The organism is Sabulicella rubraurantiaca, assembly GCF_017355885.1.
GTDB classification, from domain to species: domain Bacteria; phylum Pseudomonadota; class Alphaproteobacteria; order Acetobacterales; family Acetobacteraceae; genus Roseococcus; species Roseococcus rubraurantiacus.
This window is the reverse complement of sequence record NZ_JAFEUU010000022.1, coordinates 19043-43745: the sequence shown is the minus strand read 5'-3', so window position 1 is coordinate 43745 and position 24703 is coordinate 19043. Positions and strand designations below refer to the sequence as shown.

The following is a 24703-nucleotide window of genomic DNA, read 5'->3' as shown; positions in this document are numbered from 1 at the left end:
CAGCGCGGGCCGCGGCTGGCCTGCGCGTGCATCGCCACCATATGATCCGACATGAGACTGACCATGCCGCCCGCGACACGGCCGGACCCGGCGCGCTCCATCAAGGATGCCATCACCCGCCGCGTCGTCGCCCTGTTCAACGATCGCGCGCGGGGCGAGGCGCCGGTGGCGCGCCGCCTCGACGGCCTGTTCGGCCCCAACGCTGTGGCGTGGCGGGTCCATGGCGATGTCACCTCGATGATGGTCGGCGGCATTTCCTCCCTGCTGCTCCAGATGCTGCACCCGGCGGTGCTGGCCGGCGTCTGGGATCATTCGGATTTCAGAACCGACATGCAGGGCCGCCTGCGCCGCACCGCGCGCTTCATTGCACTGACCACCTATGGCGGGCGCGAGGAGGCCGAGGCAGTGATCGCCCGTGTCCGCCGCATCCATGACCGGGTCGGTGGCACCCTGCCGGACGGCACGGCCTACGCCGCGAACGACCCGGCGTTGCTGGCCTGGGTTCATGTCACCGAGGCGGTGAGCTTCCTGAACGCCTGGCGCCGCTACGCCGAACCAGGGATGTCTCCGGTGGACCAGGACCGCTATTTCGCGGAGATGGCGCAGGTGGGACGCGCGCTGGGCGCGGCACCCGTGCCGTCCGACCGGGCGGCGGCGCGCCGCCTGTTCATGGACTACCGGCCGCACTTGCGAACTGACGCCCGCACGCGCGAAGTCCGCGGATTGGTGTTGAAGGCGGCCGCGACCGATCCTCTGGCTGGGCGCGTGCAGGCGTTGGGCAACCAAGCGGCCATCGACCTCCTGCCCGATTGGGCGCGGCGCATGCACGGGTTGCCCAATCCGCTCCTCGCCCGCCCCCTCGTGCGCGCCGGAACGCTCGGTGTGGCGCAAGCTCTTCGTTGGGCGTTTCGCTGAGAAGAGTTCCGATGGCCGTGGCCGCCGAGGTTGGAGCCCTTGGTCAGCGATCCGGCCGCGGGGGAGGGTCCCTGCGCTGGCAGGGTACTGAGCCGGTGCGCAGTTGACGAGCGCGGGCAGCAACGCAGGCAGGAGAGCGGAGGAGGTCGAGAGCGGAGCCGCTTACCGCCAGCTTCCTGGCCCACCGCGTGAAGAACGTGCTCGCCGTGGTGCATTCCCTGGTCGCCCTGACGCTGCGCGCCACGGCCGACGGCCCCTCCCGCTTTGGTCCCGAGTTCAGTGCGCGCCTCGGCGCCCTGGCACGGGCGCACGACCTGATCGCCCGCGCCGACTGGCAGCCCACCGACCTCGCCGAGGTGGTACGGGCCGCGCTCGCCCCCTGGCGAGCTGCCGAGCGACCTCACGGCCGGAGATAAGCTGGGCAGCTCTTCTCCTACGCCCTTGTGGCCCTGGAGCAGCAGCACGAGCAATGAACTACCCCATCCAATCCTGCGGAATGGATGGAGTTTCGTGAGCAGGCGGGGCAACCCCCGCTCTCTCTCGCAGGGTCGGTTCCCGCCCCGATTGCATCTGCCCCAGCACCCAGTTCAGGGCAACGCGGCCTGAGGCCGCATCGCGCGGCTCCACATGCCCGCAACGGCAGCAATGCATGCGCTGGCTCAGCGTCTTCTTTTCGACACGCAAACACGCCGGACACCTCTGGCTCGGCTTGAGGGTGCGCGTCGGCACCTCGATCATCTCCGACCCGGCTTCCGTCGCCTTGTATCGGAGAAGCGCCAGAAAGGCCGCTGGCGCGGTGTCGAGGATTTCACGGTTGAGCCCGGCCTTGGCCCGCACGTTCCGTCCCGGCGCGTCGGCTGTGCCGCGGGCCGTGGCGGTCATGTTCTTGACGTTCAACTCTTCGGTCGCGATCAGCGCAATTGGATTGGTCGTCATGGCACAGCAAGAGCTAGACGCCCTCCATCACTGCGCTTTCGCCCTGCACTCCCATTTGGTTCTTGTGACCAGGTTTCGGCGGAAGGCGCTCACGCGACCGATGCTCGACCGCTTCGACGTGCTGGCTCGTGAGCGGGTCGAGGCATGAGGCGGGCGCTTGATCGAGACAAACGGCGAGCCAGAGCATGTCCATCTGCTGTTCACCCTGCCCCCCAAGCACGCGCTGGCCGACTTTGTGAACGCCCTCAAGACCGGCACAAGCCGCAGGCTGCGCTCGGAGTTTCCCGAGGAGGTGCGGCGGTTCCCCCACCAGCCCGTACTCTGGAGCCGGTCTTATTGCGTCATCTCCTGCGGCGGCGCCCCGTTGGAGATCATTCGCCGCTATATCGAGCAACAGGAGCGCCCGGAACTATGACCGCCCGCGGGGCGGTGCGGCACTCCCCTCCCTCCAACCCGGAGGTTGGAGGGAGGGGAATGCCGCGAAGCGGTGGGATCCGGAGAGCTTGCGGCGGTGGTCGCCCCACTGCTGCGGACGGGAAGGGAGGACGCTGGGAGTGACGGACTGACGCAGAAGAGCGGACCAGTTCCCCTGCCGCCGGTCGTTTCGCTTGTGACGGCGAAGCTTATGGCACGTTCATCGGCGGAACTCCTTTGCAGGTGAAGATCCATCGCATGATGCGAATTCCCACGAGAGTGGCAGCAAGTCAGATCCCCGGCGCCGGCAACGGCCTTTTCACCGAATGTTTTGTTGCCGCGGGGGAGGTGATCTGGCAGTTCGATCCTGGCCTTGACCTGTTGCTAGAAGGGCTTCCTGAAGACCCGATTCTCAGAGCCTTTGTAGAGCGATATGGATACGAGCCTCTTGGCGAGCCGGGCCGCTGGCTCGTTTGTGTCGACAACGCTCGATTCATTAATCACTCGAGCGACCCAAATACCTACGACACCCGTAACCACACCTTCGCCACGGTCGATCTGCCGCCAGGAACTGAGATCACATCCGATTATCACGCGTTCTGTGAGCGCCCATTCTTGGGCTGGCCGGATGCGGTGCCTCCGCTCGCGGCTGGCGGCTCTTGGAGCGGCGAGATGCCGCGAGAAGCTTCACAGAGTTCTGCCGCTAGCCCAGCGGTGGCTTCGGATAAGCAGACTAACGCTTGATTTTCCTCTGGCCGCGCGCGGCCAGACCGCCAGCTGCTGTAGATCTGCTTTGTCACTCCAAGTGCATTAGTCGCTTTGCCACAGGCTCGCTCATGCCATCAGACATTCAACCCACCCCAACTCGAGCACCCCAAATGATAAAGGTCTCGTCGGACGTCACTAGCCGGAACGACTACCGAAGGCGCTGCTACTCCTCTCGGGTCGCTTTCGTCGCGACAAGCACTAATGGCCTTGTGCGCGTGTGTTTCCAGGAGTGAGATTTCAGATACGCCGAACGACCACAAAGACTTTCTGATTCTGATCGGCTACATTGACCAGATCTTTGTTTTCATCAAAAATGAAACGCTTTTGCCCAATCCTGTCTTTAACATTTCCGCCTATGGTGTGAATGCCTGTGGGATCTACAGCCACAACGATGTCGCCGTGGCTTTCACGGTATGGAAAGTCATGGCGCTCTGCCGCCGCATCCTCATACAATAGCTGCGGCTGGCCCTCTTCGTTCATAAAGAGGAGATCGCCGGGCTCAATCGTGATTTCGGCTGGCCGATAGCCACGAAACCAACCTCCTTCTTCATTTTGTGTGGTTTGGGCGGAGGGCTCAGCATGAAAAGAGCTTGAGCCACTGAATTGAAAATCGGCATCTGGATCGGCTAGCCGAACCATCATAGAAATGAAGGCGCCCGACCAATCGAGCCCAGAATCTTTTCCAGTATATGGCTTGCCTCGTATGGCCCAATATTGTCCAATTCGGTCCGAAAAAACATCCTCATCTTCGGTCATCCGTCCATATTTTTCAAACTCAGCCACCGTCACCCAAACCAAGTCGTCTGCGAAGGGCATGCTCGTCACCGCTTTGTCGCACGAGAATCGCACAGAAGCTTACTCTGTCATCAAGCTGCCACCTGTGCCTACGACGGTCACGCATGGAACGAACCAAGATCAGGGGCCACGTGTCAGCGTCGTCTCCAACATGCTCCTCGCCGCGTAGAGCCCAGAGCCAGAATGGCGCAATACTGATTGAACCCATGAAGGCGAGGACACGTAGGCACTCACGGAGCAGGGCTTAGGCGCGGTCCCCGCGATGCAGGTTTGTGTGCGGCTGCGGAAGCTTGATTGCGTGTCAGCGAGATCCAACGGTGCTTCCATAGCGCCGAAGTTATCGAGGCTTAGACCGGCCACACCTGTGAGGCGAAGCGGATCAGCTTGCAGCGGCAAGGGTGCGTTGCGCGACGCCGCGTGGATTACGCGGCGTCTAGGCCGGTTCGCAGAACTCGTAGCCTGCGATGTCGTCGCGCTGCCAGCGTCGGGCTGCCTTGCGCACCACTCCGCCGGGCAGATGGAGCACGGCCGTCGACGGTGCCGCTTCCGGGTGGAGGAGGTGGATGCGGGCGCCCGTCGCGGAGAGGTCCAGGACGACGCAAGCTTGACTGCGTTCCTCGGCGACCATCCTGCCGCCGCAGATCATGCGCGTCCGGGCAACGCGTCGCAGTTCTGGCGTTCGTCCCATCGGGGTCTCGTGCAAGGAACGGACCCTGGTCGAGGTCTTCTGCACTTCTGGTTGTCTCCTGCCCTGGGGGGGTGGGCACAAGCCACAGCCAGGAAAAGCATGCGATCCGCTGCGACCGCTCCATTCCTGAGCCGGAGTGGCTATAGAGGGAAGGTTAGGGAGGCCTCCGGGAGAAAACAACGACTGATTTGCGGTCTGGCTTTTCTCCTCTGCCGGCCTGTCGCCGGGTTATACCTCGCGCAGGAATGCCTCCTGCCAGGCAGGGGCTCGGCGGAAGGGCCCTGTCGCGGACGGGGGCTGAGCCATTTGCATTCGAAGAAATGTTTAGGTGGTGGGCAATGCGCCATGCAGTTTCCCGGCTGGGGGCTGAGCCGACCCAGGCGGCCGTCCCATGGGTGCATTCTTGGGCGCGGCTACGGCGTTCATCAAACATGCGCCCGCCCTGTGGCCTCGTTCTGACCCTCGCCGCCGTGACGCTTCTGGCGTGCCGGGAGGACCCGCCCCAGCAAAGGGGAGCAGCCGCCGATCCACGCCTGCAGGCCGCCCACGAGGCCGCGGAAGCCCGCCTGCGGGAACGACTGCGCGCAACGGGTGGACAGCAGCCGCGTGGCGTACAGGCCTTCGCCCAGGCCATCCCGAACACCTTCGCCGTCTGCGGACGCGTTTCCGGCAGTGCAAGCGAGCCATTGCTGCCGTGGGTTGCGGTCGTGAACGCGGAGGCCGGGGCGCCACAGGTCACCAGCTTCGTGCTGGGGGCTAGCGGACCCGAGGCGACCCGTGTGTTCACGGAGATGGTCGATCGATGCTTCGAGGGCGGTGGTCCACCTGTCGGACGCACGGCGGCACGGCCACTGCCACCCCTTCCGACGCAAGCTGCGCCAGAAGCCCCACCGGCCATGGCCAGCAACGCGCCCGCTTCCGTCTCACCGGCGTCCACAGCCGCGCCCACAGCAGCGGCTGCGGCTGCGTCTTCGGTGCGAAGCGTGGTGACGTCGGCCCGCAATGGCGCAAACCTCCGCTCCTCGCCACAAGGCGGCCAGGTCCTGCGGGTCGTTCCGCGCTCGAGCACGTTGCAGGTCTTCGGCGAGGCACCCGGCGGATGGTATCAGGTCGGCCAGAACGGAACCGCGTGGGGTTGGATTCATTCCTCCGTGCTGGAGCGGACGGAACTGGATCGGACGGACCGCTGATTGAGCATTCTGGTGCTTCAGAAGGCGGCCCCGTTCGCACCGCTTATGGACCTGCCTATGTGTCCCTTCTCCAGCCACGAACCTACTGTCCGTGGCAAAGCGAGTTCGGTAGACGCAAACTGGACTTAATGGGCGGTTGAGGAGGTGGCGAGAGAAGCTCACCTTCGTGGAAAGTTTGGACCACTTCCGCGCTGCTATTGAGTTCGCTTCCGCAGCCGTGACGATTTTCGTCATAGGGAAAAATTCGAGCGTTAGCGCTATGGCTTTTCTTCGGCAGCCAGCAGCACTGCGTCGATCTGCTCGAGCAACACCGGGAAGTCTACGGGCTTTGGATGATATTCATCACAACCCGCAGCAAGAATCTTGTCTTTGTCGCCCGCCATGGCATGCGCGGTCAGCGCAATGATGGGAATTCGCGCTGTCTGGGCGTTGGCTCGCAAGTTTCGCGCCACGGTCCAGCCGTCCATCACTGGCAGGTTCATGTCGAGCAATATCACGTCCGGCTGCTCTGCCCCGGCTTGGTCGAGCCCCGCCTGTCCATCATGCGCCAGCACGACCTCGAAGCCGCGCCGCTTCAGCCGGCGGGACATCAGATCCCACAGCTCCTCGTGGTCTTCCACCAGCAGGATCTTGGTCACTGGTTGGTCTCCCTGCCTGCTGCCACCAACGCTGGTCCCGACGCCGCGTTCGAGGGGCGCGGATGAAGCCTGCGCAACTCGGCCAAAAGGCTTTCAGGTGGCTCCTCGTCGGCAGGCAGGACGCGGCGCACCTGGCCCTTGAGCGCCTCCAGATCCTCCGCTGCGACCTCGCCGCCCGTCAGAGCGATGACCTGAGGGGACTGCCCATGGCGCCGCAGTTCATCCAGCAAGGCGAGGCCGTCACCATCAGGCCCCGGCACGGCCACGAGCACTAGGCCGATCTCCGGTGCCTCGGCGAGGCGCCGGAGCGCGGCTTCCTTGCCCGAGGCTTCCTCGGAGGCCCACCCAGCCTCGCCAAGTCGGGTGCGCAGTTCGGCCCGCATGGCCTCGTCAGTCTCAACGACCAATGCGAGGCCTGGCGTGCGCCATCCATCCAGCACTGCTTTCAGACGCAGCCAGGGGACCGGCTTGGGAAGAAAATCGGCGGCACCCAGAGAAACAGCCAACGCCCTCTCCGGCAGGATGCTGGCCATCACAACTGGAATGTCGGCGGTCTCTGGGTCATTCTTCAGAGCCGAAAGCATGGCCCAGCCATCCATGCGCGGCATCATCACATCCGCAATGATCGCAGTCGGGCGCAGGCTGCGCGCCATGGACAGGCCCTCTTCCCCATCGCGGGCGCATCGAACGGCGAAGCCCTCGCGCGTCACGAAGCGGGCAAGCAACTCACGCGAGGCGGCGTCGTCATCCACGACGAGCACCAGCCCAGCGCCTACATGCTCCACTGGTGGCACCTCGACCTCGCGATGAGGCATCTGGCTCAGGTCGGCGGGCAACCGAATGGTGAAGGTCGTTCCCTCTCCGACACGCGAGGTAACGACGATATTTCCACCTAGCGTTTCGCAGAACGCCTTGGTGATGGAGAGCCCGAGCCCCGTGCCGCCAAACCTGCGCGTCGTCGAACTGTCGGCCTGCGTGAAACGGCGGAAAAGCCGGGATTTCTGCTCCTCCGTCATGCCGATGCCGGTGTCCGAGACGCGGAACATCACCTCGCGCGTACCTTCCTTGGCCGTGGCCTCCTCAACCTCCAGCGTCACGCGCCCATTTTGCGTGAATTTCCCAGCATTGCTGAGCAGGTTGATGAGAGACTGCCGGATCTTGACTGGGTCCGAATGCATCCGGCCAAGGCCGGGACGCATTTGAACCTCCAGCTCATTGCCATTCTTCCGGAGAAGCGCGGTAACGGTGGCGGTCACTTCCTCCACCAGTTGCGTCACGTCGATATCCTCCGGCGCGACCTCCATCTTACCAGCTTCGATCTTGGAAAGGTCGAGCACGTCGTTGATGAGAGACAGGAGGTGCCGCGCGTTGGTACCGATCTTGCGCAGATCTTCCACCAGGGATTCACCGCCTTCTAACTCCTCGGCCTCCTCCTCCAGCATCTCGCTGTAGCCGATCACTGCGGAAAGCGGGGTGCGGAGTTCGTGGCTCATATTCGCAATGAAGGTGCTTTTCGCGCGGTTGGCCTCCTCTGCTGCTTCCTGAGCAGCTTTGGCAGCTTCCTGTGCCTCCCTCAGGTCGGTCACGTCCGTGCAAGTGCCAAACCAGGTGACAGCCGTGCCGTCCTCGTCAGGCAGCGGCACAGCGCGCGTGAGAAAGTAGCGCAGATGTCCGTCATGGCGGCGGAGCGCAAAGCTTTGCTCCCATGCTTCGCCGCTGGCGAAGGCCTCGCGAAGCCGGCCCTCGACCGGACCCCGCTCAGCCGGGTCGAGCAGCTCCAGCCAGTCCCAGCCCAGCGCCTTGGCGTCGGCCAGCCCAGTGAACTCACGCCAGCGGGCGTTGCTCCAGCTAATCGCTCCATCCGCATCTGCGATCCAGGCAAGCTGAGGCATGGATTCCGTTAGGGTCCGGAAGCGAACCTCGGAGCGGCGGAGCCGGGCTTCCGCACGCTTGCGTCGAGAAACGTCCTCCAGCACCAACCCAGCGCCAGCCGCCCGGTCGCTGCGCAGGGGGAACAGCGTTGCGCGAAGGTGACTGGACGCCTGCCCCAGCGCCACAGGCGGAAGGTCCATCTCAACCTCAGCCGTTCGAGTGCGCCCTCCCATGACATCTCGCAGCCTGGGCTCCAACAATTTTCGCAGCTGGGCGGGCAGCGGGCGGCCCCCGCCCACTTTCTCGCCGATGGCAGATTGGCCAAGCTCCTCCATTGCTTGGTTTGCGCCTGAGGCGTGCAGCTGCGCGTCGAGGAAGGCTAGTCCCATAGGGGCATTGGCCATCACGCTATCCAGCAGCGCATTCGCCGCGCGCTCCGCTCTGCGGCGCCCAAGGGCGTAGAAGGCGAGCAGCAGCGCGCCGCCCAGCGTCGTTGCCAAGGTCGCGGCCATCAGCCACGTCGCGCGACGGTCGCCCGTCTCGGTGAGTTCTGTGACGCGGCTGCGAGTATGCTCCTGTTGAGCAGCGACCTCGGCTCGGATCGCGTCCATAAGGGTTTTGCCCTCACCGATCTCGGTCAGAACTCGGACATTGTCCTCGACACCAGAACGCTTGCGGTCGACCAGGCGGATCGCGATCTCCACGCGCTGGCGGATCAATCTTTCCAGCCCTTGGTCATGGGACTCGCCAGCGGCTTCACGCAGAGCAGACAACTCTCCCAGCCGCGCCTCAAGATCACGCAGCCCTGCATGGAACGGGCCAAGATACTCGTCGTCTCCCACCAAGAGGTAGCCACGTTGCCCGGTCTCGACGTCCTTCAGCGCCGAAAGCGTCGCCTCCAGCCCAAACGCCAGCGCATTGCCAGCTGCGACCGTCGCGCGGTCACGCGCTCCCATCACATAGGAGGCTGTGCCGCACGCAGCCGCAACGACAATCAACAAGGCTGCGAGCACGGGCTGCAGGGGGGAGGGGCGCCGGGCGGCTTCAGCTGTGGGCATGTGGGTCCCCATGGAGCCGGCGCATGCGCTGGCAAATGGCAAACCCGCGAGGCTTCCGAAGGTTGAAGGCGAACGCCACGCCCCTCAAAGGCCTTCCGCCTGATGCTCCACCCCGCCCGGCTTCCCGCAGGTTCGTCCGACCCGCTCCGCATTGCTGCGACAATGGCAATCGGGGCTATGGTAATCGCCGCGCTATATCTGGCTCAGGACGTCCTGGTGCCCCTGGTGCTAGCAGGGCTGCTGGCCTTTGTCCTCGCGCCCCTCGCGCGTCTGGGACGACGTATCGGCATTCCAAGGGGAGCGTCGGTGGTGCTGGCCGCGCTGCTCGGCTTCCTCCTGCTGCTTGGGATCGGCGCACTCATCGGCCATGAGGGGGCGCTCATCGCGAGTGAGGCGCCCCGCTACGTTGGGCCACTCCGGCAGAAGCTGGGCGTCCTTTCCGGACTGAGCGAATCTCTTCGCAATGCCGAGGCGATGCTGCGAGGCACGGCTTCCGAACCGGTTCCAGTGGTGGTGGATGCCGAGCCCGCGCGCCCGACGAGCACCTCCTTGCAGCTCGCGGGGACGGTACTTGGTCCCGTATTGGCCCCGCTTGCAACAGCTGGGCTGGTCGCACTGTTCACCGTGTTCATCCTCCTCTTTTCGGACGATCTGCGTGACCGAGTGATCCGCTTGGCTGGCGCGCGGGATCTGCCACGCACCATGGCCGCCATGAACGACGCAGCCGACCGGCTTTCGAGGTTGTTTCTCGCACAGGTTGTTCTAGCGGCCGGCTTCGGTGTCGCTGTAGCCGCAGGGCTCTGGCTGTTGGGTCTGCCCGCAGCGCTTCTGTGGGGGCTTTTGGTCGGACTGATGCGCTTCGTTCCTTTCATCGGAACACCCATCGCCATCCTTCCCCCGGTTGTGCTTGCACTAGCGATCGAGCCCGGCTGGGAGCTGGCCATCTCAGTCCTGGCCCTCATCCTGCTTGGCGAAGTGTTTATGGGCCAGGTGGCTGAGCCGGTCGTGCTGGGCAGGCGGACTGGCCTGTCACCGATTTCGGTAATTCTTTCCGCCTCCTTCTGGACGCTCCTCTGGGGGCCCATCGGCCTGCTGATTGCCACTCCGCTGACGGTGGGGCTGGTGGTGCTGGGACGACACGTGCCGCAGCTCGAGTTTCTGGACGTCATGCTCGGCGACCGTCCGGCGCTAGCGGCAGAGGAAACATTTTACCAGCGCGCTCTCGAAGGCGACGTGGACAGGCTGGTCGTGCAAGCGCACGCAGCAATGGAGCCAGAGGACGCAAAACTGCTGGGCTTCGCCGATAGCGTGGCACTGCGCGCCCTGGCACTGGCAGCCACTGATTGGAGCCGCGAGATCCTGGAGAGTGACCGCTTGGAGAAGCTCCGTATCGCGACGGGAACGTTGATCGATGAACTGGCGGAAAGCCTTCAAGAGGAGGCCACGCTCGAGCGTCCTGCCGACTGGGCCGCGGCAGGCGCGGTACTCTGCGTTCCGGCGCGCGGCCCGCTGGATGACGTGGCAGCCCGCTTCGCTGCGCTGGTCCTGCGCCGCGATGGCTTCGGCGCGGTGGCACTCGGGCCCGGTGCGCTGGACGCCGCCAATATCGGTCAGTTGGACCCCGTGCGTGTGCGTCTCGTCTGCCTCTCGGTTCTGGAGGAGGGAAACTCTGTCTCTGGCGTGCGGACGTCACTGCGGCGACTCGCGAGGCATCTTCCTGAAGCACGGGTGGCGGTAGGGATCTGGAATGCAGCGCCGGAGAGCGCGATGCTCACCGCGTTGCGAGCAGATGGGCCTGCGGACGTGATTGTCACATCGCTTGGCGAAGCTCTGGCTCAAGTCGAGGCTTATTCCTCCCGCGCAGCGACCCGTGCTGCGGAGCTATGAAGGCCCAATCACCTTGGAGGCTGGGCAGGACGAAAGGCGCAAACGAGAGCTGATCCGCCTAGAGACGGAGGTGCGAGGATGCCGGCAAGGCGAAAGAGTCGGCGTTGGAAACACCAAGAGCGCAGCTGGTCACAGTCGCTCCCCAGTTCTGAGGACCCGGTACGTCCGCAGGCCTGATCTGCTCTAATCGACGGAGCAATCTGCTCTGCATTCTCACTAGGTAAGGCGTCAAAAGATCCTTCAGCATTGGGGTTCACCTCGCCGCTGAAGCGAATGGATCAAAGCCTATCTACAATGATCCGGATGAAAGCCCGATCCAGCTCGCAGCGCTCCAGGCGGCAAGGCTGCTGGAAACGCCAGCAGAAGAGGGGTTCGACCAATTGACACGGCTTGCCTGGGAGGTGCTCGACGCGCCATGGCCCTTGTGTCGCTGGTAGACCGTGACTGGCAGTTCCTCAAGAGCCATTCTGGGTCCGTTCCAGTAGGCTTCGCGACCGAGCGGGAAACCCCGCGGCTTATTCCCTTTGCCGCCATGCTACGCCTCTGGGTGAGGCTTTTGTCGTCAAGGACGCCAAGAATCACCCTTTGGTTAAAGGCAATCCAACCGCACGCGAGTACGGAGCGCTGCCTACGCAGGCGTTCCTCTTCTCGATTTGGATGGCTAGGTGCTTGGCACGATTTGCGTCCTCGACAGGAAGGCTCTTCGTGGACGGAGGAGCACCTCAAGAGGTTTTTAACCTTAACCTCCATAGTATCATCCCTGGTCGGCTCTCGCGCTCCCGCGCTCGATGCGGCGTGGCCAAGTCGCTGACGACGGACTCGGATCCTGCGAGCCTGGATAGACGGACCGCATTGGGCGGAAGGCAGCTACAAGAGGCCTATTGGCTGGACGTATCCTGCAACCTCATGGCGAAGCGTAGGGGCGAGGGCTCTGAGTTGCTTGGACGATTTTGGCCTGCTGGAATTGATCAGGTTGTTCTTGGGAGCTGAACCGACCGAAGCTGGCGTGGCCAAAGCCTTTTTGTGTGGGAGTTGGTACCGCTTTGGAGGTCCGCATGGTTCAAAGCTGGTGAGCAACGTGGTGCGGCGGTTGTCCCTCGCGACTCGAGTATTCCAAGAAGGAAAGCGGCTTGCATGGCACCCTCACGCAAGTGGTAAGCTGCGACGGCAGCCTCAGTAACATCGCTAGGACAGGGCTGAGCCCACTTTTCCTGATCAGGACTGACTTTGTGCAGGAACGCCGCGAGGCGAGCGAGATTCGGACGGGAGGAGGCAAGTGTCGGGAGCATGGGGTAAGAGCGCCAAGCGGTCGGGCGGAGCCCGCTTTGGACGCTGAACGTCCGCCTGGCGCGAGAGGCGGCCAGCGTCGTGCGGCCCGTACCCCGAAACTCTCGGCGTTCCTCATGGGTCTTGTGGCCCTTGCCCTCGCACCTCCCCTTGTCGCAGGCGGAGTAGCCGTGTGGAGCGTCATCGAGAGCCGTCAGGACGCGGCCGAGGCGCGGCTCCTTTCCACAGCGCGTGCCCTCTCCCTAGCGATTGAACGTGACTTCCGCGGCATTGTGGGTGCGCTTTCGGCTTTCGCGACCTCGCCCGCTCTTGGGGACAATCCGCTCCGGCCGCACGACCCCGCGGCTCTCCACGCCCAGGCGGTTCGAATCGGCCAGCAGTATGAGGCAACCGTTGCGGTCCTCTCCCCAGACGGAAGCCAGGTACTCAGCTCCCTCCGGCCGCTTGGCGTCCCTATGCCGACTGCAGCCTCCTCCACGGCGGTCCAGCGAGCGTTCGCCTCGGGGCAGGCCGCAATTGGGGATCTCGTGACCGGCTCACTTTCCGGCCGACCGGTGGTGTCGGTTGCTCTGCCCCTGATGGATGGGGCGGGGCGGGTGGCAGGCATCACTGTCGCCGCCGTGGGCGCCGAGCGGTTCCGCGATCTGCTCGCGGGACAGGTCATGGCGGAGGGCGCCTTTGCGGCGGTAACTGATGCCCGTGCCATCCTCGTCGCACGCTCCGACGAGGCGCATGAGCGCCTCGTCGGACGCCCCGTGCGCGCGGAGAACGTCCAGCGCTTCAGGGACCTAGAGGGGGGCGTCTATCGCGCCGTCGACCTTGAGGGGGTGGAGCGTGTCTTCGGTTTCGCAGCTGTGCCGTCCACGGAGGGATGGACCGTCGTTGTCGGCGAGCCCGCAGCCTACTTCGACGTGATCTGGCGCTGGCCGCTCTTCGTGCTTCTCGCGAGCGGTACACTCGCCGTCGTTCTTGGCGGGCTTGCGGCAACATTCGTCGCGCGGCGTATCCTCCGTCCCGTTCAGCAACTCAGCCGTCACGCCGAGGCGCTAGCTGCAGGCCGGCAGGCACCCACGGCCGCGGGGATTCCGCCCGCGGGCATCGCGGAACTCGAGATATTGCGACGAGGCTTCGCCGAGGCCGAGCTTGCGCTGCGGGCGAGCGAAAGGTCGCTGCGTAGCTTGAACGAGGCTCTCGAGACTCGCGTACGCCAGGAGGTTGCAGCACGTGAGGAGGCGCAGGCGCGGCTGGCCCAAGCGCAACGAATGGAGGCGCTGGGTCAGCTCGCAGGAGGCATCGCACACGACTTCAATAACGTCCTCCAGGCCGTGGGGGGCGGCGCGAAGCTGATCGAGGACGCGGCCGACCACCCGCCGCGCGTACGCCGGATCGCGGGGATGGTGCGCGAGGCCGCCGGGCGAGGCGCGGCCGTGACGCGCCGTCTCCTCGCCTTTTCTCGGCGTGCCGATCTTCGTGCCGAGTCGCTGGATGCCAGGGAACTGCTTGAGGGCATGCAGGAGGTGCTTGCGCACACCCTGGGCGGCGGGATCGGGGTAGAACTGACAGTCGAGGCCGGCCTTCCACCGGTGCTCGCTGACAAGGGGCAGCTGGAAACGGTTTTAGTAAACCTCGCTACAAACGCGCGGGACGCCCTTCGTGGTCAGGGAACGATCGCCCTGTCTGCCGAGGCGGCGTTGATTGCCAGGGAAGGCGCGGTACGGCCGCTGCAGCTCCGACCGGGCGCCTATGTGCGGCTGTCTGTGCGTGATGCCGGCATGGGCATGTCGCCAGCCGTGCTGGCCCGTGCGTCCGAGCCCTTCTTCACGACGAAGCCAAGAGGTAAGGGGACAGGGCTAGGTCTCGCCATGGCCCGCGGCTTCGCAGAGCAATCAGGGGGCGCGCTCGCCGTGGAGAGCGAGGTCGGACGGGGGACGACGGTGTCGATCTGGCTTCCGGTCGCCGACGAGGAATTGCAGAAGACAGAGCATCCCGCTGCGGACCGGCCTGGCGCGACCCGTGGGACGCGAGGGCGCCTCCTGATCGTGGACGATGAGGCGGTCGTTCGCGAGATCACCGCAGAGGGGCTGAGGGCGACTGGCTTCACTGTTCGGACAGTAGAAAGGGCGACCGACGCACTGGACTTGCTCGATGCCGGAGAGGAGGTGGATCTCCTCGTGTCTGACCTGTCCATGCCGGAGATTGACGGTCTAACCCTCATCCGAGGCGCCCAGCACCGCCGGCCAGGTCTTCCGGCCATCCTGCTGACTGGCTTCGCGACGGACACGGCGGAACTCGCGTTGACTGGCGCCCTCAGTGGCGCCTTTTCGCTCGTGCGTAAGCCGGTCGATGTGGGCGCACTGGCCGACCGCGCGGCCATGCTTCTGGAGGCAGAAAATGCAGCCGCGAGCAAGCAAAGCGGGCCAACGGAGTGATCGTCTTCGGTGCCTCGAGCCAAACGCCTGGGCAGCGGTGCGACCCCGCCGTCCTGACGGAGCTGCTGGAGATCTGTTGGGTCTGGCACATCCATCTGTGGTGCAGCCCCGCCAGGGTACGCTCGCCCGCCGAGAGGCTCAGCCTCGTCCGCGGGGAAGCTCAGGAAGGCCGAACCCTGCGCTGGGGCATGCGCAGGCGGTCGAGAAGCCTTCGTGCGCTAGGTCCCAGGTAGTGGTGAGCTCTGGCTGGGGCTAGATCCGTCAGGCCACCAGCCAAGCGGCAGTTGGCGAGGAGACAGTCGCAGTCGGCTGTCTTGCCTAGCAGGCCTCTCGTAGATTGGCGGCTCCCCTTAATTTGTTTGGCCGCAGCACCCTCCCTCCGACCTTGCAGTTCGCGGTAAACTTCTCATCAAAGCGCCCAAGGAGAATGCCATGGATACCCCCGGGCCACAGGAAGCCAGGACAGAGGTTGCAGGACTGGACGACATACTCGGTGGCGGCTTGGAGCGCGGCCGGAGCTACCTGCTCGAAGGCAGCCCTGGCACCGGGAAGACCACCATCGCGCTGCAGTTCCTCCTCGCCGGCGCCGCGGCTGACGAACGCTGCTTGTACATCACCCTGTCCGAGACCGACGATGAGCTTCGCGCGACCGCGACCTCGCACGGCTGGTCGCTCGACGGCATCAATGTGTACGAGCTGGTCCCGCCGGAGAGCCTACTCGATGAGGAGCAGCAGCAAAGCCTGCTCTATTCGTCGGATCTCGAACTGGGCGAGACGACCAAGCGCATCTTCGAGGCCTTCGAAATGGCAAAACCCAGCCGCGTGGTGCTGGACAGCCTATCGGAGATCCGCCTGCTGGCACAGAGTTCCCTCCGCTACCGCCGGCAGATCCTGGCTTTGAAGCATTACTTCGCCAAAAGCGGCGCAACGGTTCTCATGCTCGATGACCTCACGACCGACGCGCTCGACAAGACAGTCCATTCCGTTGCGCATGGCGTGGTAAGACTGGAGGAACTGGCCCCCGAGTACGGCGCCGAACGACGTCGCCTTCGTGTCATCAAGTACCGCGGCCGCCGCTTCCGGGGCGGGTTCCATGATTTCACCATCAAGACGGGCGGTGTGCGCGTCTTTCCACGTCTCGTCTCGTCCGAGCACAGGGCCGACTTCAAGCGCGACCTGCTGACGACGCATCTGCCGGAATTCAACGACCTCCTTGGGGGAGGCGTCGAGCGTGGCTCAAGTGTGCTGATCCTCGGGCCAGCCGGCACTGGAAAATCCGTTCTCTCCCTTACCTTCATCCAGAATGCGATCGCGCGCGGCGAACGCGCTGCGATGTTCGTCTTTGACGAAGAACTGGGCCTCCTCCTCGAGCGGGCGCAGGGCCTTGGCATCGACTTGCAGCGCATGCGTGATTCGGGGAGCCTCGTCCTCGAACAAGTCGATGCCGCTGAACTGTCGCCGGGCGAGTTCTCCTCTCGCGTGCGGCACTGCGTCGAGGAAATCGGAGCGAGAACCGTCTTGCTCGATAGCCTCAATGGCTACCAGGCCGCCATGCCGGGCGAGCAGGCTCTGATCCTGCATATGCACGAGCTTCTGCAGTACCTGAACCGGCAAGGCGCCACCACCTTCCTGACCGTCGCGCAGCATGGGCTGGTCGGCGACATGAGAGCGCCAGTCGACATCACCTACTTGGCAGACACCGTGATCCTCCTTCGCTACTTCGAGGCCCTGGGCCGGGTCCGCCGCGCGATTTCGGTCGTGAAGAAGCGCACCGGCGCCCATGAGGACACGATCCGTGAGTACCGGATCACGGGGGACGGTGTGACCCTTGGTTCTCCTCTGACCAATTTCCAAGGCATCCTGCGTGGCGTTCCGGAACTGGTTGGCAAGGATGGCCTTCTGAAGGACGCAGGCAAGTGAAGCGGACGACCGTCTCTGAGCGCGCTCTGGTTCTCGCGCCAAGGGGACGGGACACTCAGATTGCGACCGCCATCTTGGGAGAGGCAGGCATCAGCGCCACGCCATGCACTTCGCTGACAGCGCTTATCCGGGAACTTAATCAAGGCGCGGCCTTCGCTTTGATGACGGAGGAAGCGATCGCAACAGCCGACCTGCACGGGCTGGCAGCTTGGCTCAATGACCAGGAGGAATGGTCCGACCTTCCGTTCGTGCTTCTGACGAACTGGGGCGCAGGCTTTGAACGCAACCCAGCGGCGGCGCGCCACCTTGAACTCCTTGGGAACGTGACTTTCCTTGAGCGGCCCTTCCATCCCACTACGCTGGTCAGCCTTGCCCGCTCTGCTCTGCGCGCACGTCGCCGCCAGTACGAGGCACGCGCGCGCCTGATCGCGCTCCGAGAGAGCGAGGAGCGGTACCGAACGCTCTTCGAGACCATGGACGAGGGCTTTTGTGTCATCGAGTTCCTGGACGGGCCGTATGGGCTGCTCTCCGACTACGTGCATGTCCAGGCAAATCCGGCTTACAGCTCCAATACCGGGATACCGGATATCGTCGGCAAGCGGCTGCGGGAGATCGTGTCGCGGGAAGAGGCCGATGCGTGGGCTGACATCTATCGCCGCATCCTCATCTCCGGCGAGGCGGTTCGGTTCGAGCGGGAACTCGCCGAAACGGGGCGTCATCTGGAACTCGCAGCGTTCCGGGTGGAACCTCCGAGCCGCCGGCAGGTCGCCGTGATTTTCAAGGACGCAACGGCGCGAAAACATGCCGAGGCCGCACTATGCGATCTCAATGTCAACCTTGAGCAGAAGGTCACAGAAGCTGTCGCCGAACGCGCAGCCGCCACGGCCCAGCTCCACGAGGCACAGAAGCTCGAGGTCATCGGGCAGCTGACCGGGGGTGTCGCGCACGACATCAACAACCTGCTGACCCCGATCACCGGCGCGCTCGACCTCCTTGCCAGGCGTCACGCAGACCGCGACCCGCGCATGATCCGCCTCATTGACGGCGCGCTCCAGTCAGCCGAGCGCGCACGCGTTCTCGTCAGCCGGCTGCTCGGCTTCGCACGGCGCCAAGCCCTTGAGACGCGCCCGGTGGATGTGGCGACGCTGGTGGAGGGTATGCGCGATCTCGTGGCGAGTTCGATCGGACCCGGGACCCAGCTACGCGTGTTGCTGGCGAAGGATATGCCTTCGGTGCTGGTCGACCCGAACCAGCTGGAGTTGGCGCTCCTAAACCTCAGCGTGAATGCCCGCGATGCCATGCCGGAGGGCGGGGTGCTGACTATCGCTGCCGAGCCGGTGGTCGTCGGCCCAGGCGAAGCGCCAAGGCTCAGCCCCGGCGCCTATGTGCGGCTTTCGGTTATCGACATGGGCACCGGAATGGACAAGGAGACACTGGCCCATGCCGTCGAGCCCTTCTACTCGACCAAAGGCGTCGGCAAGGGCACTGGCCTCGGCCTGTCCATGGTGCATGGCCTGATGGGCCAGCTTGGCGGTGCATTCGTGTTGACCAGCGCGCTTGGAGAAGGGACGCGGGCCGATCTTTTCCTCCCGCTCGCGAATGCCACCGCTGAGCCCATGCTGCTCTCAGACAGCAAGCCGCTTGCCTCGATGAGACCGGCGGTGCTCCTCCTGGTGGATGACGAGGAGTTGGTGCGCGCAGGGACGGCAGCGATGCTCCGCGACATGGGCCATACGGTCCATGAGGCAGAGGGGGGCTTTCAGGCGCTGGATCGCCTGCGCGCAGGCCTCGAGGTCGATGCTGTCGTAACGGACTACATCATGCCCCGCATGAACGGCGCGGAACTTTCTCGCAAGATACGGGAGCGTCACCCCGACATCCCGATTCTCGTTATCACCGGTTATGCGGGAGGCGACCTTAATATCGGACTGCCGCAGCTTGCAAAGCCGTTCCGTCAAAGCGACCTCGCTGTAGCGCTGGAACGCGTTTTTGGCAGAAGCAGCAACGTAACGTGGCTGCGGCGCTGATAACATACAGGGTAGTTGCGCCTCGTTTGCGGGGCAGCGAACGGGTCCTTGACCTACTCGAGCGGACTCGCGCTGATGAGTTCGAAGCCGGTCAAGAGGCGAAGGGTCGGACGAGGTGTGTAAGCGAGCATCAGGACCTCTCCTTTGTGGTGGATAAGCGGCCTGCTCCCACTTCCTCAAGGACTACGGGAGGTAGTAGTTTGAATCTTGAAACACGACTTGCCGCAGGATGCACCGCATCCATTCTTTCACGCACCGAAGGAGGGAGCACGGCGGGCCATGCCCTTGTGCAGGTCGAGCATACTCTCGCGCCAAGCGTGGATCGGGTCCCCCGTCTCCAGGATCCGCAGGGGGCTCACGCTGCGGGCCCACATGAAGGAACCGAAGACGACGTAGTCCGCGTAGTCGGGTCTGGCGCCGCCAAGGAAGGGCGAGGACTCCAGGGCGATGCGGAGGGGTTCCAGGGAGGCACGGAACCTTGGCAGCCGCTCCTCTCTGTCAGCGGTCACTTCGTGCAGTGGCTGCCCGAACTCCTGTTCCTGGCTCTCGATGAAGTAGGCGCGGTCCGCCTCGCCGAGGAGCGGCGGGATGTCCGACACGATGAGACGCGCAAGCCCCGCCTGCACGATGCTGTCGTTCCAGCTCACGACGGCGCGATACGCCTGCGGATCATTCTGGAACAGCAAGGGCTGCGGATAGGTTTGGTCCAGATAGCGAGCGATGGTCCAGGAATCGGCGACCACCTGCTCTCCATCCACCAGCACCGGGACCAGCGAGTAGTTGGCGAAGGCAAGATGCTCTGTTTCGGTGCAGCGCCAAGGAATGCTCTCGAATTCCAGTCCTTTGTGGGCGAGCGCCATGCGAATGCGCCAGCAATAGGGGCTGAACACCCGTGCTGGATCCGTCCCACAAAGCTCGTAAAGCTGTCTGACCTTAACTCCATTTGCCTTCGGATCGGACGTTGTGTTGCGTGCGGTGCTGCGCACGAGGGTCATCAAGCTCGTCATGGCTTTGCCTCCGACGAAGGCGCCCCAAGCAGCGAGATGGCCTGCTCGACCGCACCTCGCAGCAGGGCAGCATCCGGACGCGCGCGGGCCAGCACGCGCATGCCCATCACCACCGCGAGCAGGAGGCGCGCGAAGTCCTCCGGCGTACGCTCACAACTGATGCTGCCCTCCCGCTGGCCAGCTTCGACACAACGGCAGAAAAACACCTCGATCTCGGCCAGACGCTCCGCCACGACGGATCCGATGGCAGGCTCATGCGGCGCGACCTCGAGGGCCGTGTTCACAAGCAGGCAGCCTCGGTTATCCAGAATGGACCTTTCGGCCACCGCGGTGAGGAAGCGCTCCAGGGCCACGCGCGGGGGGGAGGCAGTCTCAGCGCGCCGAACCCGCGCTAGCGGGTTGGCGTCGAGATACCGATCCAAGCACCGAGCAAAGAGCGCCTGCTTATCGCCAAAGGCATTGTAGAGGCTGGGCGGCCCGAGCCCTGTCACTGAGCAGAGGTCGCGAACGGACGTCGCCGCGTAGCCACGCTCCCAGAACAGGTCGGTCGCCGCGTCGAGCGCAGCGTCTTCGTCAAAGAGACGGGGCCGAGCCATGGACAGTTTACCTCAGTTTTATAGCGGCCGCTATATAACATCTCGGTGAGAAGCGCAAGTGAAGCCTGGCCTTTCGATCAAGGCTGCGCTGGTGGGACCAGGACAGGTGTCAGGGGAGGGAAATAATTTTAGGAGCGTCTTCTGCTTAGCCCGGGTGATAGCCGCATGCGGCAGAGTGTCTGGGGAGAAGGCGTCGAAGGTGCCGCCAGTGGCATCCCAGAGACCCTCTGTGGTAGGCACGGCAGGTGGAGACAGGTCCCATGACGCCCTGGCTGGTCCACGAACTGCGCGGACGCGACCATTCATCTCCAGAAACCCCGGTCAGGATGATCGCTGCCTAATTCACTGATGCGGAGCGGCGCGAGGTGGGGCGATGGTTCGACAGCCAGGGTTCTTCGACGTTCAGCGACGGCGGAAGTTGTCAGCGAAGGGCGATAACCTCGAGCGGATCGCCGGGTTGGTGAATGTCGCGATGTTCCGCGTGGAGTTGGAACGGGCGGCACGCGCGCGGGGACGGCCGTCGCGAGTACCTCGTCAAGGACCGGCTGTCGTCCAGGCGATTCCTGGGCCTCGTGCTGACCGACCCGGTGCCGAATGCCAACTGGTCTTCACCCCGGAAACTGGTCCGACCGGAGCGCAAATTTTTTTGGGCACGCTGAACCCCGAGGGAGGGGAAAGGGTGCCATGAAGCAGAAATGCTAGGCGGACGAGCAGCTCGACGCCAGCGCACAGCGCATTTTCGACCGCCTGGTGAATGAGCTGAAGCGGCTCTCGAAGCGCGGCGACCATCTCGACACGGAACTCGAGGAGATCCATACCCACTACGCGCCGAGCAGGACCGGCCTCACCGGCTTCAGCACGGCCGGAATGACCTGCGCCAGCGCGTCACCGCGCTTCACGCGCAGTTCGGTCTTGAAGAACCAATCTGGCCTGCGGAATAGCGAAGCCCAGCGGGAATTAAGTGCAAAAAAGACACCCGCCGTGAGGAAGTGGGAGCGGGGGCAAGGACGCAGTGGTGAAGGAGTGCGCTAGCCACGAACCCATCTTGTTGGCAGCACGGCCAAGCGCCCCCGGGTGTGGGGGCCAATTGCTTGGTCGCGACGACCCTATAGCGCGGCGGGCGAGGTGCCGATTTCGATAGAAGCAGGAAAGGTCCTTGCAATGGATGCCGTGATCCAGGCTGCCTGGGCATTGGCGCCTGCCGTCCTGACCGTGCTCGGCACGATCGGGGTGCGTGGCCCTAAATATCTGGCTGGCCAACATGCTCGGCGAGCGTGTCACCAATGCAGTCGGGCGTGTCGCCGGCGAGATCGCCGCGAACTTGGCGGCCGACCCCGCGTCGAGGCGGCGAGGCCCGCCATCATCGTTGCAGGGGTCGCGGCCGTGCGGGCGCGCGTACCCGATGCCCTGGCGAAGCTGGCGCCGACCGATGCGACCCTCGCGGGGATGATCGCCGTGAGATCGGGAAGTTCGGCGCCAAGGTCGAGAAGCTCGAGAGGCCGGCCCCATGACCCCGATGCTGACCTCGCCGGCGACACTCTAGCTGGCCGACGCCGGCGTGGTCGCCATCGCGATCGTCGGCTTCCTGGCTTGGCTGCGCCGCGATGCCGCCGACGACGCCTTGATCCGAGAGGCCGCCGATCGGGCGGCTTGAGCCGAGGAGACAAGACGCCATGCCGAGGTTGATGCACACGCTGCTGAGCGCGACGATGCTGCTGGCCGGCTGCACGACGGCCGTTTCTGACATGCCGTACCCCTGGTTCACCGAATTCCCAGCGGCGCTGCAGACCGCCACCGTCGCCGAGTTGCAGCGCTGCGGCGCCCTCTAGGTCGCGTGGACAAACTGGCGGCTGGGGGATTCCCAGCTGACCGCGGACGTGATTCCACGCTGATCTTTGGCATGGAGATCGGCGTTGATCCGTGGGCTGCTGACGGATGAGGAATGGTCCTTCTTCGAACCTTTCGTGGTGTCAGCCAGTCCGTTGGGCGGCCGGCCAGCGCGCAGCCACTGGCGAGTGCTCGACGCCATCTTTTGGATCGCGCGCACCGGCGCGCCGTGGCGTGACCTGCCATCCGAGCTGGGCCACTGGAACTCGGTGTTCCGCCAGTTTCGGCGCTGGACTGCCTCGGGCCTCTGGGACGTGATGCTCGAGGCCTTGGCCGATGGCGGCGGGCAGGCCGACCTCCTGCAGATGATCGACAGCACCAGCATCCGGGCGCATCACTGCGCCGCCGGCGGAAGGGGGGGACTCATCGACAGGGTCTTGGCCGCTACGGGTCCCATCGCGGCAAGCCGCGATGGGTGCCCTGCGAGGTGGCTTCACGAGCAAGCTCCACATCCGCGGCAACGCGTATGGATTGCCCATCGCCTTGCATGTGACCGCCGGGCAGGAAGCCGACTGCTCGAACTACGATGCGCTGATGGCGGCGCGCGACAGCGACCCAGCCATCATGCTCGGCGACAAAGGCTATGACAGCGACCTGATCCGGCAAGATCTGCGCGACCGTGGTCGCCGTGCCAGAGATCCCAACCAAGCGGAACCGCCACGTCCAGCACAGCGTCAGCCGCCCGCTCTACGCGCTGCGCAGCCGTATCGAGTGCTTCATCAACCGCCTGAAGAACAGCCGCCGCGTCGCCACCCGCTACGATCAGACCAGCGACAGCTTCGTCGGCTTCGCCGCCCTGTCCTCAATCCGCCTCTGGATGAGGTTTGTCCACGCACCCTAGCGCATGCTCGACGACATGGCGGCCGATCGAGCTTACAATCGGAGCCTCTGCCGACGACCCGCACCTTCGAGGAAGGGCCCGCCGAGGGCTGGCGCCTGGCATAGGCGGAGATCGCGCCAAGCCACGAAGCCTCTTCCTCTGCCCCAACTCGGCGCGGATCCGCGAGCGACCCGGATCAAGGCCGGCGTGCCGCCCGAAGAGCTAGCGCTCTCCGAGGCCTTCGAGGAATTCCGCTCCAAGTCCTACCTCGACCTGAAGACGCACGGTGTCTGGACGATCGGCATCGGCTCGACACGCGACCTGCTGGGCAAGCCAGTCACCGCCAGCACCCCGCCCGTGACCCAGGCTGAGGCCGAGAGGATGGCCGCGCGCGACCTCTCCGTCGCGGCGGCCGACCTGGCGCTGGATTTCCCCGACGGGCTGCCGCCGCGCTGGTGGGCGGCCGGGATCCAGATGAATAACAACCTCGGCCGGATGTCGGCCTGGGGTAAGACGCTCCTGCAGCTGCTGCGCGAGGAGCGCTGGCGCGAGGCCGCGCACCAGATGCGGGCCTATCGAAACTCGAAAGATCATCCCCAGCTCGGGCTGCGCCGGCGCCGCTGGGCCGAGGCGGCTTATGCGCTGGGCATGGACCCGGTCGAGGCGAAGCGCCGCGCTTGGGCCGAGACCCATCATGTGGATGACTGGCCGCTGCTGCCGTAACGTTCACGGTGCGACGCCGTGTAAGGTTGCCCAATCTTTGAAGATAAAAATAGCGTAGCGATGAATACTTTAATGATCCGCAGTTTACGCGGCGCTACTCTTATTCTAATACGCTGAAGTAATCGAATTCAATTTTCTATGCCCAGGAATACATTATGTACGGTAATATCGAGGATGTTTGGGCTCTCTATTTTGGCGTGTCTTTCGAGACTGACTTCAGCCCAACTAACTTGCCGATTGGTTTTTTTATTGGATGGTGGCCGCTTGTATGGCGGCGACGGCAGCTTCACCTGGACTGGTCGCTACGAAATTGAGGGGGATGTCCTGACTGCTCGGGCTTCCTCGCATCGCCACGCTGACGGCAAGCCAAGTTTGTTGGGTAGGGCCGCTGCGGGTCTGGGAATTGTGCTGAAGGGAAGTCGGCAGCATGAGGGCGTAATCGCTGGCAGCATCCGGCTGCCAGGATCCTCAGTGTTGGTGCCTGTCGTCATGGAACGAAAGAAGGAAGCCAATCCTTAGCCCCCTTTCTTAGGTACCGCCTTCAGCCAGTGCGGCAGCCGCTGCTCTGTGACCAGAGATTGACCAAGTAAGTGATGGTGGTTGGCGCCCCGAAGCGGATCCCGTCGAGGGGGTGCCCCTCCATATGCAGCCGGCCCACGGCGCTGACCTTGTTGCAGGAGATCTCGGCTCCCCAGTAGCGGTACCGCGGGCCGCCTTCGGGCCCCACCTGTTCAATCAGCTCGAGGTCGTCTGGCATGCCCCTCCCTAACATCGGGGCAGGGAAACCGACATGCGGCGGACCCGCTTGCGGCAGCGCATTTTCTGCGCACCCAGACTGAGACTGAC

The 24703-nt window shown here is 64.4% G+C and carries 21 protein-coding genes and 1 pseudogene; 14 read left to right on the top strand and 8 right to left on the bottom strand.

The genetic code is table 11. From position 1 onward, the window contains the following. The first annotated feature begins 51 nt into the window (after positions 1-51). Both JTJ31_RS22215 and JTJ31_RS22210 read left to right on the top strand, forming a co-directional pair. Positions 52-915, top strand: coding sequence for an oxygenase MpaB family protein (locus JTJ31_RS22215; RefSeq protein ID WP_207540939.1), 864 nt, complete (start codon positions 52-54; stop codon positions 913-915). 188 nt (positions 916-1103) lie between these two features. Next, positions 1104-1331 (top strand): HWE histidine kinase domain-containing protein, encoded by a 228-nt coding sequence (locus tag JTJ31_RS22210; RefSeq protein ID WP_207540938.1) that lies wholly within the window; start codon positions 1104-1106, stop codon positions 1329-1331. Between the two features lie 58 nt (positions 1332-1389). On the opposite strand, the gene JTJ31_RS25450 is transcribed toward JTJ31_RS22210, so the two are convergent. Beyond that, a complete protein-coding gene (locus JTJ31_RS25450; protein ID WP_408015436.1) occupies positions 1390-1653 on the bottom strand; it encodes a hypothetical protein in 264 nt (87 codons plus the stop codon). Here JTJ31_RS25450 and JTJ31_RS24820 point away from each other — a divergent pair. The 3 genes from JTJ31_RS24820 (at position 1565) to JTJ31_RS22195 (ending at position 3009) form a co-directional block, all read left to right on the top strand. Next, on the top strand, positions 1565-1999 hold the full coding sequence (locus JTJ31_RS24820; RefSeq protein WP_236020538.1) for a hypothetical protein: 435 nt from the start codon (positions 1565-1567) through the stop codon (positions 1997-1999). The two genes, JTJ31_RS25450 and JTJ31_RS24820, sit on opposite strands and share 89 nt — an antisense overlap. 9 nt (positions 2000-2008) lie before the next feature. Continuing rightward, the gene (gene tnpA / locus JTJ31_RS24815; protein ID WP_236020537.1) at positions 2009-2266 is read left to right on the top strand and encodes an IS200/IS605 family transposase; all 258 of its coding nucleotides are present in this window, start codon (positions 2009-2011) and stop codon (positions 2264-2266) included. A gap of 242 nt (positions 2267-2508) precedes the next feature. Then, positions 2509-3009, top strand: a complete 501-nt coding sequence (locus tag JTJ31_RS22195) for an SET domain-containing protein (protein WP_328805799.1) — start codon at positions 2509-2511, stop codon at positions 3007-3009. 261 nt (positions 3010-3270) lie between these two features. Here JTJ31_RS22195 and JTJ31_RS22190 read toward each other — a convergent pair whose 3' ends face one another. Both JTJ31_RS22190 and JTJ31_RS22185 read right to left on the bottom strand, forming a co-directional pair. Next, positions 3271-3849: a DUF2272 domain-containing protein gene (locus tag JTJ31_RS22190; RefSeq protein ID WP_207540935.1), complete on the bottom strand. Its 579-nt coding sequence runs from the start codon at positions 3847-3849 to the stop codon at positions 3271-3273. A 412-nt stretch (positions 3850-4261) separates the two neighbouring features. Further along, on the bottom strand, positions 4262-4516 hold the full coding sequence (locus JTJ31_RS22185) for a hypothetical protein (RefSeq protein ID WP_207538871.1): 255 nt from the start codon (positions 4514-4516) through the stop codon (positions 4262-4264). 431 nt (positions 4517-4947) lie between these two features. Between JTJ31_RS22185 and JTJ31_RS22180 the strand changes: the two genes are divergently transcribed. Then, positions 4948-5706 carry an SH3 domain-containing protein gene (locus JTJ31_RS22180; protein ID WP_207540934.1) on the top strand — a complete coding sequence of 253 codons (759 nt, stop codon included), beginning with the start codon at positions 4948-4950 and terminating at the stop codon, positions 5704-5706. Between the two features lie 257 nt (positions 5707-5963). Here the strand turns inward: JTJ31_RS22180 and JTJ31_RS22175 are convergent, their stop codons facing one another. Beyond that, entirely contained in the window at positions 5964-6344 is a 381-nt protein-coding gene (locus JTJ31_RS22175; protein WP_207540933.1) for a response regulator, read from the bottom strand. After that, positions 6341-9229, bottom strand: coding sequence for a response regulator (locus tag JTJ31_RS22170; protein WP_207540932.1), 2889 nt, complete (start codon positions 9227-9229; stop codon positions 6341-6343). The genes JTJ31_RS22175 and JTJ31_RS22170 overlap by 4 nt, the downstream gene beginning before the upstream one ends. Positions 9230-9451: 222 nt before the next feature. Between JTJ31_RS22170 and JTJ31_RS22165 the strand changes: the two genes are divergently transcribed. The 4 genes from JTJ31_RS22165 to JTJ31_RS22150 all read left to right on the top strand — a co-directional run bounded on the left by JTJ31_RS22165 (position 9452) and on the right by JTJ31_RS22150 (position 18824). Then, positions 9452-11161, top strand: coding sequence for an AI-2E family transporter (locus tag JTJ31_RS22165; protein ID WP_207540931.1), 1710 nt, complete (start codon positions 9452-9454; stop codon positions 11159-11161). A gap of 1457 nt (positions 11162-12618) precedes the next feature. Then, entirely contained in the window at positions 12619-14877 is a 2259-nt protein-coding gene (locus tag JTJ31_RS22160; protein WP_207540930.1) for a hybrid sensor histidine kinase/response regulator, read from the top strand. A gap of 432 nt (positions 14878-15309) precedes the next feature. Next, positions 15310-16797, top strand: a complete 1488-nt coding sequence (locus JTJ31_RS22155; RefSeq protein ID WP_207540929.1) for an ATPase domain-containing protein — start codon at positions 15310-15312, stop codon at positions 16795-16797. Then, a complete protein-coding gene (locus JTJ31_RS22150) occupies positions 16794-18824 on the top strand; it encodes a response regulator (RefSeq protein WP_207540928.1) in 2031 nt (676 codons plus the stop codon). The genes JTJ31_RS22155 and JTJ31_RS22150 overlap by 4 nt, the downstream gene beginning before the upstream one ends. A gap of 248 nt (positions 18825-19072) precedes the next feature. Here JTJ31_RS22150 and JTJ31_RS22145 read toward each other — a convergent pair whose 3' ends face one another. Together JTJ31_RS22145 and JTJ31_RS22140 are read right to left on the bottom strand one after the other, a co-directional pair. Beyond that, positions 19073-19714: a glutathione S-transferase family protein gene (locus JTJ31_RS22145; protein ID WP_328805798.1), complete on the bottom strand. Its 642-nt coding sequence runs from the start codon at positions 19712-19714 to the stop codon at positions 19073-19075. A 113-nt stretch (positions 19715-19827) separates the two neighbouring features. Continuing rightward, positions 19828-20427, bottom strand: coding sequence for a TetR/AcrR family transcriptional regulator (locus JTJ31_RS22140; RefSeq protein WP_207540927.1), 600 nt, complete (start codon positions 20425-20427; stop codon positions 19828-19830). 750 nt (positions 20428-21177) lie between these two features. On the opposite strand from JTJ31_RS22140, the gene JTJ31_RS22135 reads away from it, so the two are divergent. The 4 genes and pseudogenes from JTJ31_RS22135 to JTJ31_RS22120 all read left to right on the top strand — a co-directional run bounded on the left by JTJ31_RS22135 (position 21178) and on the right by JTJ31_RS22120 (position 23857). Further along, positions 21178-21459: a hypothetical protein gene (locus JTJ31_RS22135; protein WP_207540926.1), complete on the top strand. Its 282-nt coding sequence runs from the start codon at positions 21178-21180 to the stop codon at positions 21457-21459. 641 nt (positions 21460-22100) lie between these two features. Beyond that, positions 22101-22256 carry a hypothetical protein gene (locus tag JTJ31_RS22130; protein WP_207540925.1) on the top strand — a complete coding sequence of 52 codons (156 nt, stop codon included), beginning with the start codon at positions 22101-22103 and terminating at the stop codon, positions 22254-22256. A 66-nt stretch (positions 22257-22322) separates the two neighbouring features. Further along, a pseudogene (locus JTJ31_RS22125) lies at positions 22323-23155 on the top strand (IS5 family transposase). 186 nt (positions 23156-23341) lie between these two features. Further along, the gene (locus JTJ31_RS22120; protein ID WP_207540924.1) at positions 23342-23857 is read left to right on the top strand and encodes a glycoside hydrolase family protein; all 516 of its coding nucleotides are present in this window, start codon (positions 23342-23344) and stop codon (positions 23855-23857) included. 541 nt (positions 23858-24398) lie between these two features. Here the strand turns inward: JTJ31_RS22120 and JTJ31_RS22115 are convergent. Then, positions 24399-24614 carry a hypothetical protein gene (locus JTJ31_RS22115; RefSeq protein WP_207540923.1) on the bottom strand — a complete coding sequence of 72 codons (216 nt, stop codon included), beginning with the start codon at positions 24612-24614 and terminating at the stop codon, positions 24399-24401. Positions 24615-24703 lie beyond the last annotated feature (89 nt).